At 41.6% G+C, this 15,113-nt stretch carries 13 protein-coding genes; 11 read left to right on the plus strand and 2 right to left on the minus strand.

Annotated elements, in window-relative coordinates; translation table 11 throughout:
• The first annotated feature begins 5 nt into the window (after positions 1–5).
• The 11 genes from rsxG (at position 6) to AB4154_RS08070 (ending at position 12,469) form a co-directional block, all read left to right on the plus strand.
• Positions 6–635: an electron transport complex subunit RsxG gene (gene rsxG, locus AB4154_RS08020; RefSeq protein ID WP_017061171.1), complete on the plus strand. Its 630-nt coding sequence runs from the start codon at positions 6–8 to the stop codon at positions 633–635.
• The gene (locus AB4154_RS08025) at positions 635–1,327 is read left to right on the plus strand and encodes an electron transport complex subunit E (protein WP_012603531.1); all 693 of its coding nucleotides are present in this window, start codon (positions 635–637) and stop codon (positions 1,325–1,327) included. The genes rsxG and AB4154_RS08025 overlap by 1 nt, the downstream gene beginning before the upstream one ends.
• Before the next feature lie 164 nt (positions 1,328–1,491).
• Positions 1,492–2,145, plus strand: coding sequence for an endonuclease III (gene nth, locus AB4154_RS08030; RefSeq protein ID WP_136973534.1), 654 nt, complete (start codon positions 1,492–1,494; stop codon positions 2,143–2,145).
• A 107-nt stretch (positions 2,146–2,252) separates the two neighbouring features.
• Positions 2,253–3,578 carry a site-specific integrase gene (locus AB4154_RS08035; RefSeq protein WP_136973533.1) on the plus strand — a complete coding sequence of 442 codons (1,326 nt, stop codon included), beginning with the start codon at positions 2,253–2,255 and terminating at the stop codon, positions 3,576–3,578.
• The gene (locus AB4154_RS08040; RefSeq protein WP_136973532.1) at positions 3,568–5,220 is read left to right on the plus strand and encodes a hypothetical protein; all 1,653 of its coding nucleotides are present in this window, start codon (positions 3,568–3,570) and stop codon (positions 5,218–5,220) included. The genes AB4154_RS08035 and AB4154_RS08040 overlap by 11 nt, the downstream gene beginning before the upstream one ends.
• Complete coding sequence (locus AB4154_RS08045) at positions 5,217–7,538, plus strand: hypothetical protein (RefSeq protein WP_136973531.1); 2,322 nt, start codon at positions 5,217–5,219, stop codon at positions 7,536–7,538. The genes AB4154_RS08040 and AB4154_RS08045 overlap by 4 nt, the downstream gene beginning before the upstream one ends.
• A gap of 10 nt (positions 7,539–7,548) precedes the next feature.
• A complete protein-coding gene (locus AB4154_RS08050) occupies positions 7,549–7,968 on the plus strand; it encodes a hypothetical protein (protein ID WP_064354197.1) in 420 nt (139 codons plus the stop codon).
• A gap of 49 nt (positions 7,969–8,017) precedes the next feature.
• Positions 8,018–8,455: a VPA1267 family protein gene (locus AB4154_RS08055; protein ID WP_045062732.1), complete on the plus strand. Its 438-nt coding sequence runs from the start codon at positions 8,018–8,020 to the stop codon at positions 8,453–8,455.
• On the plus strand, positions 8,452–10,617 hold the full coding sequence (locus AB4154_RS08060) for an AAA family ATPase (RefSeq protein WP_136973530.1): 2,166 nt from the start codon (positions 8,452–8,454) through the stop codon (positions 10,615–10,617). Before AB4154_RS08055 ends, AB4154_RS08060 begins: the two co-directional genes overlap by 4 nt.
• An 83-nt stretch (positions 10,618–10,700) precedes the next feature.
• The gene (locus AB4154_RS08065; RefSeq protein ID WP_136973529.1) at positions 10,701–11,717 is read left to right on the plus strand and encodes an IS110 family transposase; all 1,017 of its coding nucleotides are present in this window, start codon (positions 10,701–10,703) and stop codon (positions 11,715–11,717) included.
• A 443-nt stretch (positions 11,718–12,160) separates the two neighbouring features.
• Positions 12,161–12,469: a helix-turn-helix transcriptional regulator gene (locus tag AB4154_RS08070; RefSeq protein WP_016767808.1), complete on the plus strand. Its 309-nt coding sequence runs from the start codon at positions 12,161–12,163 to the stop codon at positions 12,467–12,469.
• A gap of 1,205 nt (positions 12,470–13,674) precedes the next feature.
• Here the strand turns inward: AB4154_RS08070 and AB4154_RS08075 are convergent.
• Positions 13,675–14,232: a carboxymuconolactone decarboxylase family protein gene (locus AB4154_RS08075; RefSeq protein WP_102366903.1), complete on the minus strand. Its 558-nt coding sequence runs from the start codon at positions 14,230–14,232 to the stop codon at positions 13,675–13,677.
• Positions 14,233–14,250: 18 nt separating this feature from the next.
• Positions 14,251–15,113, minus strand: an 863-nt coding sequence (locus tag AB4154_RS08080; RefSeq protein WP_206747370.1) for a peroxiredoxin family protein, incomplete at its 5' end; no start/stop codon positions are given.

Below are 15,113 nucleotides of genomic sequence, written 5' to 3' on the forward strand. Positions count from 1 at the left end.
ATACCATGCTAAATGCAATTAAGAAAAACGGCCTTGTACTCGCGATTTTTGCGTGTGCTTCGACGGGTTTGGTCGCGGTAACTCACTACCTGACCAAAGATCAGATCAAACAACAAGAACAGGCTCAGTTACTGTCTGTTCTTAACCAAGTGATCCCACACGATCAGCACGACAACGAGCTGTTTTCGTCTTGTACTTTGGTTCAAGCAGAAGAGCTTGGTACTGAGCAAGCGATGCCGGCTTACATTGCTAAGCTTAATGGTGAGCCAAGCGCGATTGCGATCGAAGCGATTGCACCAGACGGCTACAATGGCGCGATTAAAGTCATTGTTGGAATGAAAACTGACGGTACTATTTTAGGTACTCGCGTGCTTTCTCACCAAGAGACTCCGGGCTTGGGTGATAAGATTGATCTGCGTGTGAGTGATTGGATTCTTTCGTTTGCAGGTAAGCAAGTGACGGATTCTAATCTAGACCGTTGGAAGGTTCGTAAAGACGGTGGTGATTTTGACCAGTTTACTGGCGCTACTATCACGCCAAGAGCAGTCGTGAAGTCAGTCAAACAAGCGGTCCAGTACGTTAACCAAAACAACCAAGCATTGCTTGCTCAACCTCTAAATTGTGGTGGTGAATAATGAGTGACCATAAAACATTGATCAAAAATGGCATGTGGGCCAATAACCCTGCCCTAGTGCAACTTCTTGGGTTATGTCCGCTGCTGGCTGTATCGTCAACAGTCACTAACGCACTTGGGCTAGGCATTGCTACCTTGCTTGTACTGGTCGGCTCAAACGTTTCTGTTTCTTTGGTTCGTAATCATGTGCCAAAAGAAGTACGTATCCCAGTATTCGTAATGATCATTGCCTCGCTAGTAACCTGTGTTCAATTGCTGATGAACGCTTACGCCTATGGGCTTTACCTCTCTTTGGGTATCTTCATCCCGCTGATCGTAACCAACTGCATCATCATTGGTCGTGCGGAAGCCTTCGCTTCAAAAAATGAAGTGCTACCAGCGGCTCAAGATGGTTTCTGGATGGGTCTAGGCATGACATCAGTATTGGTCGTGTTAGGTGCGATGCGTGAGATTATTGGTAACGGGACCCTATTTGATGGCGCAGACCTGCTGCTTGGTGACTGGGCTTCGGTGTTACGAATCCAGATATTCCAATTTGATAACAGCTTCTTGTTAGCCCTGCTTCCACCGGGTGCCTTCATTGGTGTTGGTTTCTTAATTGCTTTGAAAAATATCATCGATAACCAAGCAAAATCTAGACAACCAAAACAAGAAAAACCAGTCATTGAACGCGCTCGCGTTACCAATGCCTAATAAGTTAAATTAGCTTAAACCTCGCTGAGTTAGCTCAACCACTCAGCGGGGGAAATCAGATCTAAACAGTACATATAATAATGACGCTCATAAGAGCGCGTAACCGATGATAAAGCAGAAGCAATCCAAGCTTCATGCCCTAACTATTTGAAAGTAATGTCGCTATGAACAATGTAAAACGAGTAGAAATACTTGAGCGTTTAAGAGAAAACAATCCAAAGCCAGAGACTGAGCTTAACTGGAACAGCCCATTCGAGCTGCTGATTGCCGTTCTATTATCTGCACAAGCAACCGATGTCAGCGTGAACAAGGCGACGGATAAGCTGTACCCTTTAGCCAACACTCCGCAAGCAATTTTCGACCTAGGTGTTGATGGCTTAAAAGAGTATATCAAGACCATCGGCCTATTTAACTCAAAAGCAGAAAACACCATCAAAACGTGTCGTATGCTGCTTGACCTACATAATGGTGAAGTACCGGAAGATCGCGCTGCATTAGAAGCCCTTCCAGGTGTCGGTCGTAAAACAGCAAACGTAGTGTTAAATACCGCATTCGGTTGGCCAACCATTGCCGTTGATACTCACATCTATCGTGTATCAAACCGCACTAAGCTAGCGATGGGTAAAACCGTCGACGATGTCGAAGCAAAACTACTTAAAGTTATCCCAAAAGAATTCAAACTGGATGTCCACCATTGGCTCATTCTTCATGGACGTTACACCTGTGTCGCACGTAAACCACGCTGTGGCAGCTGTATCATTGAAGACCTCTGTGAATACTCTCCACCAAAAGAAAACGTAAAGAAAAAGAAGAAATAAATACGTTTAAATCTATAAAGGCTCTTAAATGAGTCTTTTTTTTTGCTTTACAAAATCATTATTTGTCGCTATGTTAGATTTATGTGTAACTGATTTATGATTTTGTAATGAATGAATTAAGTGAAAGTGTTGCAGTAAAAATCTATAAAGATGCCGATGGGTACAGCTTTCCCCTTGTTGTAAGATCTGGAGTATTTCCCGTTTGCTTGTACCTTAATGCTTATCTTAACGGTAACCATAACTCCCCACTTTCGGCGGGAAAGAATAAAGCAAGCTCTCAAGCCCCAGCTTTTCATACACTAAGAAAATATGCCTACGAACTAAAATTTTTATACTGTTATTTTATCGAGCAAGGTATCGATCTTGTTGAACGTGTCAGCTCTGGTGAGTTTCTTTCAAGGCAAGAGATCGATGATTTTGTTAGAACGTGCAAGCTTTATGCTGATGAAGGCACTATTGATGAAAGTAATGTTGTAGCAATTTCTGACAAGCGCATAAGAGATGCCATCCATGCAACTTCACATAGCCAACCACAAGTTTCTGCACACACATTACGTCAACGCTTAATTCGACTTAGAGCTTATATCGAATACTTATTCGTTTGCCACCACTATGATCAAGAACCAACTGATACGCAAGCCAGAGTTGACGACCAATTCAACAAGTTTAAGTTATACATCAATACGTTTATTAGCGGCACACGTAAAAATAACACCATTGTTAAAGATGCATTTGAGTCGGTAATACCTTCAGATAAGTTTTTTTATTTGCTTGAAATCATCAAAGAGAGTTCACCTGAGAACCCATTTAAATCCAGCAAATTAAGAAACCAACTCATCATGCAAATCCTAATTAACACAGGGGTTCGTGTTGGTGCTGTTTTAAAGCTAAAAGTCACTGACTTGATTGACGATTGGGATAACCCTCGCTTCTTATTGACCAAAACTCCCAATGATCCGACTGATCCAAGGTTAGAGCGTCCATCGAATAAAACCAAAGCGCTATCGGTTTCTATTTCCTCAGAGTTAATGAAGCTTATCAAGCTCTACATACAAACTGTGCGAACAGAAAACCCAGCCGCCCGTGAACATGACTTTGTGTTCATCTCAGAAAAAGGAACAACATCAGGGCAGCCTCTCACTTATAAATCCATTCATAAAATCGTAGATAAATTTGGTGAGGCATTAGGTATCAAGCTCCACCCTCACAAACTTCGTCATAAGTGGAATGAAGTTTTTGAAGATAAGGCGAGAGAGCATGGGTTAACGCCTGAAAAAATTGAAGATTTACGCAAATATGCAATGGGTTGGGTTGAAGACTCGAAAATGGCATCCGTCTATAACGAATATCAACTGGCGGTCACTGTGGCTGATATTTCCGCTAAAACTCAATCTAAAGCTGTTCCGAGGTTAGGAGGTGGTCATGAGTCATAACCATATCGCAACGTTAAAAAAGGAGTACGATGGGCAGCGCATATTCAATGCAAGAGAAGATGGTTACTCTTTTGATGTGCTTTCAGATACGTGGGAGCTTGGTTATAAATCCTATTTGTATCTAAATTGGCTGAATGAACTAAATATTGATACTAATACTTATCTGGACTTAAAATTAGCAATAGCTCATACAGCAAAGTATTACGCTTATCTCTCTCTAAACGGTCACGTTAGTAGCCTCAAAAGTATCTTAGCACACCTCGACATTTACGATTTTCAGGCATGGTGGCTAACACTAGATACTTACAAGAAAAATGTCAGAAATAGCTTATACGCCCTATGCCACCCAAGAAATGGTTATACCTGCCATACTCTCCAACCACTATATGACACAATTAAAGATGAAAATTTAAAGCGCCAAGGTGTAATGAAAGGCATTCTTGACCCAAAAACTGGTGCTTACAGTGAAGTTGAGCACGACAATATTCTTGAAAGCTTAAGAATTGAAACGCAGCGAGTATTAGAAGGGGAAATACTATCGCAACAAAAGTTTACCGCACTACGGAATGTCATAGCCAGTCAGTTACTTCTCGCCCTAATAAGACGACCAACCCAACTTGTGCAACTTAAATGGTGTGATGTCTTACCTGTAGGCGAAACCTTTTTATCTCATAAAGAACCAAACCTTAACTGGAAACCCGTTACTCAACACTTGTTCTCAGATGTTGAGCAATTGCACGTTCGCACCTTTAAAGGCAAGGATGGACAATTTCGCGGTGATGCGGAATCACGCTCACACCGCCTAGAGTCAGACTTTTCTCGATTGCTTTTGCGTTACTATCAGGTTTATGAAAACTACCTTTTACATTCGCTGCCTATGCAATACATCACATTAAGTGAAGATGAAACAAAAGAACTCATAAGACGCCTACCTGTATTGCCTGACCAAAGCTTATTTCACTCTAATTTTGAATCCAAAGCAGAACTATTTACCTCCATCAGTGATACCTCAAAAGCCTACCATATGCGCTCGGACAACCTTAGAGCAAATATACAGCATTTATTCAAAAACAAACTCAAGCCAAACAGCGATAGATGTCCAAACGATTCTTTGCGACTTGGTAACAATCGCTGGCGACACACCATTCTCACCCAAGGTGCAAAATATGGGTTAAGCCCTGCCCACCTTGCTGCCATAACAGGCGTTACCATTGAAGCGATTACCCCCTATCTTGATTTGAAAACCTCAGAGCGAGTAAAAATTGATGAGGCGTATGCTGGGAATCATATCATCAAGCGATTTGATAGCCTGTCGGTAAAAGAGTTACAAACGCACGATGATTTCAAAGTAAAAAGCAGGTTTGATGAAGAAATTGGCCATAAACTCAATCCTGCTAACTGCTCCAGTTGCCAGTCAAAAGGCGGTGCGCCTATGGCATGTTATCCCTGCGACAACTTTAGACCTCTAGAAACGGCAAACCATCAACAATATCTTGATAAAGCAGAAAGAAAACTGGTGATAAACAGTCAATCAGCACACCCTGCCACAGTGAAACGTCTCAAGAAAATCATTCTTTACATCAAGGCGACTATAGCCATTTGTGAAGAGAAAAAAACTGTTAAGCTTGGAGGTGAAAAATGAATACAATCAACCGTTACATTACCAATCAACACGCATATATCGCCGAAAAGAAAAAACTGCCGTTACTTGGTTTTACCACGCCATCAGGAAAGCAAGCAACGTGGGAGGATATTGCTGTTACCTTTACCAGCAACAAAGGCATCCCTATTAACCTCCTTTTTAATAACGATAATCAACCCCACGCCAATATTAACTCCACTTTTTCCGATAAAGACAAGCTCGATGAACATACGCACCATCTACTCTTTGCCTTTGCTCTTGATGTACTTAAAGAAAATATTTCTAACAATTACAAGAGAGATAAAATCACTAATGCAAAAAAATTTCTTATTGCACTTGGTGAGAATGTCGCTTCTTCCAGTATGGATGAGATTCAAAACACCATCGATGAAATGAAGTATATCCAGAATCTTCCTGCATTTTGGGGATGGCTAAATGCCCATAAGATGCTTCCAGCGAGTATAACTCCGAACTTAACCAGGGAGAAAAACTCAACAAGAGCCAAAAGAGGTGATGACGCTATCGAGGCTGAAAGCAGTAAACTGCCTGATGAAAAGGCGTTATTGGCACTCGGGGCGATCTTTTATGATGCAATCCCGCCTTATCAAGACATCAAGAATAAAGAGAACACTAATTCTTGGGCTGAACTCATCCATCCAACAACGAGTCAACTCGATAGTTATGTTTGCACCATGTCAGCACTTGCGATGTCGTCCCCTAATCGAGCGGCAGCAGAGCAAGTGTTACTAACCAAACAACGAGTTAAAGATCATAATGAAGTGGTTAATAATAACATTAATACTGTCTACTACCTTAATTGGCGTGGGTCAAAAGGATATAAAGACTATCAAAATCATATCAATGCTGAAATGGCCGACAGCCTAGACCGAGCATTACATTATACCGCTCTTGTAACTGAGCCTGCGAGAGCATTAGCAAGATTTTATCAAAACCCAAACCTAAGCTTAAAAAAGGTGTTAGGTGATTTTAAGCCAAGTGCCAAAAACCTAGATGCACTCAAACCCAATGACAGTAAGCCGACCAACCTGATTCATCTTGGTTTTTTATTGGGATTTTATGATAACAGTGACGGCTATGCCCGTATTACGTGTGATACCAAAGGGGCTATTGATGCAACAAAACGTAAAAAATCCCCTTTATTTATCAAACACATCACCAAGCTGTTGCCACACGATAAACTAGAAATTAAAAGCCGATGTCCTTATGCATCCTTACTTGTTGGCGCTGCTGCCAACGACAAATCCCAATTGAGTAAATATTTCAATGGTCAAGCAGAAATAACGGTTGCAGAATTTCAAAACCATTACATTACAATTAATCAACAAACTATGTCCGGATACAATAAAGTTAAGTCCAAGCGTGTCAATTATGAGCAGGCTTTATTTACCTATACTGAAAAACAATTAAAAACTCAACAAGCCTCTCACTTTCTGTTAGTTCCCATCGAAGCTTTAGGTAATTATTTTGATTCAAACATCAAAAAACGAAAAAATAGTTACGCTACCATCTTTGAGCGGCATAGTTTCTCAACAGGTTTCGCAATCCCCCCCCACCATTTCAGGCATTGGCAAAATAACTACCTAGCCAATAAGGGGTTGCCCCACTTACTTATAACGATGCTGTCTGGTCGTAAAAACCCAGAGCAAACACTCACCTATATTCATACGACTGACGCCCAAAATGCCTCAGTTATCAGTGATATTTTATATGAAAAAGAAACCGAGGAAGAAGTACAAGTTAAGGTTAGCAAACGCGTACAGAGTAAAGCTCAATACGATGATGCCACCGACAACTTAAGCCCAACTTTTGTCAGTGAGGTCGGCTTTTGCACCCAAGATTTAACTTTAACCCCTTGCTCTTACATGACGGAATTTGAAACACAATGCACACTCTGTTCATCCTCATGTCATATTGCGCATGATAAAGATGCGATTGAACTGCTAAATAAGGATTTAACAATCCAAAAACACAACCTAAAGCAAGTTCAGGAGGCCATTAACTTTGCAACCAGTGAAGGAATGCAGCAATGGTATGAAACCCACTACCAAAATACTTGTATGCTCAAGAGTCTTATTGAAGTGCTATCAGACGACTCCATTAAAGAAGGGGCTATTGTTCGTTTTTTGACTCGTTCAAGTGTCATGCGCATTACAGATTTAGAAACCAAAACAGTAACAGAACGAAAGCTTTCGCTACCTGATGCGAAAGAAGCTCTTCAAGCGGCTCTTGCGGCAACAACCAAAACGAATAACGACTCAGCTAAAAATAACTTTTTAGGCTTTTTGGGATCAGTATAGGAAAGTACACATGGCAACTAAATCATTAGACACTGATCAACAAATCTCCATTCAAGCTTTAATTAGAAGTTGGGAGGGAAAGCTAACTTGGGATTTATTGGTAACCAAAATTGAGTCTAGCCTTGCGATCACTACTACGCGGCAAACACTTGATAAATATCTCAATATAAAAAATGAGTACAAGGATAGAAAGCGCTCACTCAAAGGGCAACCTGTTTCCACTGACAATACTGAGCTACTTATCTATCTACAAAAAGATATTGATCTAGCTGAAAAAGTGATTCAGCTAGAAGCCGAACTAAAAGTTGCAAAAGATGAAATCGGTTATCTGCAAACTTTTATTCAAAAAATCGTCAATATCGGTCAAAGCGATCCAAATGTAATGGCTATTTTTCAAAGGGCAATGCGGAGTATCGAGGAAAGTAAATAAAGACCTAAATGCAACTCTTTGTATTTTATAATCTAATTGAGGGCTTAAAATGGCAAGTGGTCAGCAGAAAGCGCAGCACAATCTTGAGGCATTTAAGGTTTGGGTAGCAACACAAAGCGATGATGATTTTAAACAAATTATCTACCGAGGCCAGCTCAATCGCATCGAAGTAGCGAAAGGGATCGGCTGCGGTAAATCTGCCCTTAACCAAAACCCTGCTCTCAAAGACGCACTCAAAGCATTAGAAGATGAGCTGCGTGATAGAAGCATTCTGCCACCTTTGACCAACTCAGCTAAGAAAAACGAAGGCAAACCAAAAGCCTATGACAATACCGCTAACCGCAAGCTACTCGACTCAAAACGAGTATCCTCATTAGAGGCTGAAAACATTGAATTAAAAGCCAAGGTAAAAGAGCTGGAAAAACGACTTGAGCGCTTTGGGGAGCTATCAGAGACCCTATCTGAAATGGGGTTGATGCCACGATGAATACTGTCCTACATGAAGATCAGATGCGCGTAACCAGCATTCCTTATCGCTCGACCAAGGTGGTGATATTCAGCGGTATACCGCTGGCGAAGGACTCTTACAAAATCAACAGTGGTAAGTATTACGTCACCATTAAAGCCGATCCTGATCGTATCCCTATTCAACCCATGTTAGGCCAACATTGGTCAGTCAAAGGCGCTCGCCAAATTAAAGCTGTTGAAACTGGCGATTATGTAATGCAGCAACACACGTATGAATCCCCCAAGCATATTGAATGCTCCCTGCCCGAAACAGGTGAGCAACTGATACGATTTATTGCTAAAGAAAATGACTTCAAAGGCATAGGGGAAAGCAAAGCCAGAGCGCTCTGGCAGCTCTTGGGGAAAGATTTCCATATCACCCTGAGAAATGACACCCCAGAGTCCAGAAAGCTTCTGACATCGATTCTGAGCGAAGATTCAGTAGAGGCACTCTTTAAAGGGTACGCCAAATATAAAAATCTGGCACATTGCAACTGGATGAGCGAGCACAACATCCCCGCCAGTGTGCAGCAACGGCTGCTCAAGCATCACGGTGAAGCCTCCATAGAGGTAATTAAGGATAATCCTTATGCTTTGATGGGTTTTGGTCTTTCGTTCAGTGCCATTGAAGATATTATCAAGGTAACGGATTTTAAGAGCGATGTTGCGAAGAATGACCCTAGAAGGCTCAGCGCTGCTCTGGAAATGGCGATTCGCAAGGAGATTGAAAAAGGTCACACCTATACCACTCATGCCAATGTGCGCCCTTACCTCAACAGGCTACTGAAAGACAAAACACTGGTCACTCAGGCGTTCCAATCAGGTCATAATAAAGCTCAGTACATTTTAAACCCCGACACAGGAACCTACCATCCAACTGCGCAACTTCTGATGGAAAGTGTCGTTGCCAAACGGCTAAATACACTGGTTCAGCGGAATGACTTGTTTGATGAAAACGCCAATGCTGCGTATTGCTCTGCGGCTGGCGAGCTTCCTTACGAATTAACTCCTAAGCAAATCGAAGCCGTAACAACGTGTCTGGATAATTCGGTAAGCTGTATTACGGGCGGTGCAGGAACAGGCAAGACAACGGTACTCAGAACGGCTCTCAGGGCTTACCATCAACTTGGATTTGAAATACACGCCGTTGCGCTCAGCGGTCGTGCTGCAATGAGACTTCATGAGTCCATCGGTTTTGTTACCTCAACCATTGCCAAATTGCTGCGTGAAGACCCCATAGAACCCAGTGTCGAGAAAACAAATCACCTACTAGTGGTTGATGAGGCAAGCATGATTGACTTGCCAACCATGTATCGTCTTGTTAATCACATTCACCCCTCTGTACGATTGATATTCACTGGCGATCCCGACCAACTTCCACCAATCGGCTGCGGCAAGGTGTTGGCAGACATCGTTGAAGCAAACACGGTGGCTAATACGAAGTTAGATATCGTCAAGAGACAGGATGGTTCAACGGGTATCCCCGAATACTCAAAGCTCATCAATCAAGGAGTGGTGCCTGATCGATTAAGTACGGGAGCAATACACTTTCACGAAACCAGTAAAACAGACATTGCCAAAGTCTGCTGTGAGCTTTACCAACAGTGTCCTGAAAATAGTCGCGTCATGGCTCCAACCAAGGCACTCGTATCAGAAATCAATAAACTCACCCAACAAGCCGTTAACCCAGATAGCACTAACCTTGAGTTCGAAATCAATGGTGATAAGTTCTTTTTACCACTTCGCATGAATGATGCCGTGTTATTCACGCAGAACCATTATGACAAAGGCATTCAGAACGGCTCACTTGGCACACTAACCAACGCTAAACCTTCTGGTGATAGTTACGGTGAAGTGACACTAGATACAGGTGAAAAGGTCGAGATTACACAATCTGTGCTCGATTGCATGGAGTTGGGTTACGCAATCACCCTACATAAAGCTCAAGGGTCACAGTTTCCACGTATCATCATCGCTCTACAAAAGGGCAGAATAGTCGATAGAGCATGGCTCTATACGGCAATTACAAGAGCAGAAAGCGAAATTCATATCGTTGGAAGTAGTGATAACATGAGGCAGATCACCGAGGTACCTAGTCACTCTCATAAGCGGAATAGCTACCTGAAAGAACTGTTGAGTTAGCAATTTCAAACTCGTTAATTAGATGGTACGCCCCACACCTACGCTAAACTCAGCATAGTCGATGAACATTTAGAGGTGCCATCATGTCAGCTATTAAAGTTATTGGTATAGATCTCGGTAAGTCTGTTTTCCATCTAATTGGCCACGACTACTCTGGCCGTGAAGTTTTCCGACACAAATTGACCCGAGCTAAGCTCATTCATTTTATCTCACAGCAAGAATCTACAACCATAGCAATGGAAGCGTGTTGTGGTGCGCATTGGTTGGCTCGAAAATGCCAAGAATATGCTCATAAGGTCAAGTTAATACCTGCACAGTATGTAAAGCCATACGTTAAGAGCCACAAGAACGATTTCATTGATGCTGATGCCATTGCCGAAGCTTCCATGAGACCTAATATGAGGTTTGTCTCTCCGAAAAGCGAACAAGCTCAAATTAGTACTGTGATTAGGAGAATCAGAACAGGATATATTCGCGAAAGAACCTCCTGTATGAATAGAATCGGGTCAATCTTGCTAGAGTTTGGCATTAGCTTCCCTCGCGGGCATGCCAATATGAAAATGCTGTTCCAGTGGTTAGCAGATAAAGAGGCTATAGTCCCACCACAGATCATTCTTGAGCTTCGTGACCAATTGGACTACTACAATCAACTAAACGAAAAGATTGTTGTTCAAGACCAAAAACTAGTCGAACTCAATAAAGAAAATGAACTATATCGCTTGCTTCAAACGATACCAGGCATAGGGCCTATGACAGCTTCGTGTTGCTTGTCTTCTGTCGGAGACCCAAAAGACTTTGCTAATGGGCGAAACTTTGCAGCATGGATAGGGTTAGTACCGTTTCAATATACAACGGGAGGAAAACCTCGATTGTTGGGTATATCGAAGCGAGGAAACAAAGAACTGAGAGAATTATTTGTTCATGCGGCTAGAGCTGTCATGTGGAGGGATAGCTCTGCGGAGCATTACTTCGGATCATGGCTTATTGATTTGAAGTGTAGAAAACCATTCAACGTTGCTGTTGTTGCATTGGCCAATAAATTGGCTCGCATAGCATGGTCAGTGATGAACTCTCACAAGGCGTTTGAATCAAAAGTATAACCAAAATTTGCATATGATAAATCAAGATGACAAAACGGTTAGACCACCAGATTGAAGACCTGAGGGGCAAAACAGCATTAAAAATGCTTTCTCGCTTATGAGGACAATCTGGCGCGGATCTCATCGTAGAGCTGGGGCTAATGTAAGTCTCAAGTAGACTCTGAATACATTAGCGCAAACCAACTCTGTTATTTTGCTTATTCACTTGCAAAACGGGGCGTACCATACATTTGCCCCAAACTTTGCTTGTGCCGGCTATCTATTTAACTCATATGAGACACAATTGACTTACTTTTGGTACTGTCGGTAATGTGTTTATGGGGACGCATGTATGAAGAAGGTATAATGTTACTGGTTGAGTTACTTACAACAGAACGTATACCTAGACCTTTAGTGAAACTACGCTTTCACATTTTGAACATTGATGGAGATATAGTTTCATTATGAGCTCACGTCGCAGAGCCGTGGTTTTTCCTAGACAGCAACGCATCCTCGAACAACTGGGTGAGAATATCGAGTTGGCGTTAAAGCGACGGCATATATCACAGGAGTTGTTACACCAACGAACGGCGATATCAAAACCGACATTACGAAGGATCATTAGAGGTGATTCAACAGTCTCTATTGGGCACTATATGATCGTTTTGTCAGTATTAGGCCTCGAAAATGACCTTGGTATGGTCGCCAGTGATCGTGAGCTAATTGGAAAACTAGAATCGATAGCGAAGCTTAAGAATAATTCAAAGACATGAAACATTGCTGTTTTAATTTCAAGCGAGTCTGCCCCATTTTTGCCCAAACTCTTCACAGATGGCGTTAAGACTAATGGTTTCTTGATAAGCTTTGGTAATGATTTTAGGCCCTAACTAGAAGTTGCTAGACTTGGGTAAAGAGCACATCATGGTGGACGAATGAACTACTTTGCACAGGCCCCCTTCTAGGTAATGTAAACCTGGAGGGTAAATGAAAAAACTAAAACGACAGTATCGAAGTTATGTCAAAGCGCAAGGGGATTATCTGTGGGATGTGTATCCTAGCGTACGCAGTGGAACTCACAAGCATTTTTCAACCAAGCAGGAGAAGAGCTACTATTTCCTCCATAAAGTTGAGTGTGGTGAATATCCTATCAAACTGCGAGCAGCTAGAGGAAGATCACTAGCTAACCCGTGGGATGATTACCCTGCACACGTATATGACGTTGCTAAGTGTTGGAAGCATAATTCGAAAAGACGTCACCAATACTACAAATGAACACCATCAAGCCTCGCCAATGCGAGGCTTATTTGTGTTCCGTCAGTTTGTTCATTAAAGCTTACTAACCCGTTAATTTGCCCACTTTCGAGTTAGACGCTCATTTCGCAGTGTGCGAATCGCAACCTGCGAAATGAACTTATTTCTCCCCTAAAGTGTTTATAAAATATGGATTTACGTGTCGAACACAAAGGAGCTAGCTTAGCTAAAGCACAGACACGACCATAACCACAAAAAGTAGCTCTATTACGCGCTACCAGTGATCAATAGTGGCAGATGTTGAGCTCTTTCAGTTCGGAATGCTTTTTCTAAAAAAAATGATAACTTTTGCAACCGAAATTAACCTTTATAAAACATAGGTTTAATAGGGTTTTCAGTGTCGGATTTTACGGTGAAATTGACAGATATTTCAGTAGGTTTGGAAGCTTTACTAAGCGGCTTTCCGACAGTCAACGTCATTCTCATTTTGCTGTTTTACGTGATAACTGTGATAACAAAGTTGTTTCGTAGGGGGCTAGCTTGGTTCTGCCCCATAACAAGCTAGAGCAGGAATGAGGCTATATTAAAGGTTCGTAATTTGACTTACTTTTCTTTATGCCTAGAGTTCTGACTATGTGGCCAAATTTACTAATCCACAACACATATACTTATGAAAATACACGGCCATTAAAAGAGAGTATCAGTAGATACTCTCTTCAGATTGATCTTACCTCTCTGAAGGGTGAGTCCAGTCAAAAGCCTTTAATGGGCCATCAACTGGTGTATGAGATAATGCATTGGTGAAATTTGAAATAAGTTTGCAAGCTAGGCCTGTCAACACTTCAAGCGCATGCCGCTCTGTGTATCCTACCGTTAGAAAGTTCTGCAACTTTTCATCACCTATATGACCACGATTATCTAGTAGCTCTTTAGTAAAGACATGCAACGCTTGTAGTTTGACATCAGGTAACTCATTTCCTTCCCGTAGTGCTTCAATAATGCTTTCTGGCATATTAGCTGATTTCATGATCCACGTATGACCAGGAACGCAATAGTGACAGTTGTTTTCAAAGTTTGATGTCATCAGAACCACTTGAGCTTCGAGTGGACTGAATAGTGTACTTTGCGTGAATAACTCATAAGTCTTCAAATAAGCTTGATAAGTTGCAGGAGCATCTGCTAGCACTTTATGTAAATTTGGAATTAAACCAAGTGATTTTTTAGATTGCTCCATCATTTGCTTTGATGCTTCTGGTGCTGTTTCAATATTGTGGTAGTTAAACATAATAATTCTCTCGGTTTATTATTTATTAATGGTGAAAACGTTGCGTAAGGCTTGAGTTAATCGTTCTTCGCTTGCTCTTAGTCGATAGTCTTCAGATTGATCTATCCATTGGATGACACCATGTTCATCAATTAAGATCGATGTTGGGATAGACATTGATTTGTATTCAAATGAAGTAGGAAATGGCAGCCCTAATACTGTTTTTGTTTTAGACGAGTCAGCCCCTAAAGCCTTGTGGTGTTCAACGCCGTATTGTTTAACTACTTTGAGTTCTGGGTCTGACAAAAGAAGAAGATCTAAACTATCTCGTTCGATGTGCATTTTTGCTTGTTCTGCCGTATCTCCCGACAACGCAACGACCTTAACTCCATATCGATCCAGAGTCGGTTTCATATCGTTAAACATTTTTAATTCAGCACTACAGTATGGACACCAAGCACCTCGGTAAAACTTAAGTAGAACACGTTGATTTTTTAGGTCATCAGTCGAATAAATCTCGTTGTCATATGTGGTTGATTCGAATTGTGGGAACTTATCTCCAATTGCAACCTCAATATCACCTAGAGGAGTATCTTTTTGACTGAATACCCAAATGAATTTACCACCAAGAAATATGGAAAAGCTGGACATTAAGACAACGAAAACAAAGCTCCAATGCATATTTATAATCCCACTGATAATTGCACCTAGCCCCAAAAGGACACCTGCGGCAAGTGCTAGCATAAGGATGATAGGATTTTTGGGCGGCTTGTTCTTTTTTACTTTTAGAAAGTAATGCAAACTTCCAATCACCGTTGTGGAAAATCCAAGTAGTGATAGTGCTATAGCTGAATACATCGTTTGTTCCTCATTGTTTTGCTTAATTGTACTAGTTAGTACAT

The sequence above is a fragment of the Vibrio sp. 10N.286.51.B11 genome (assembly GCF_041469245.1).
GTDB lineage: Bacteria > Pseudomonadota > Gammaproteobacteria > Enterobacterales > Vibrionaceae > Vibrio > Vibrio crassostreae_C.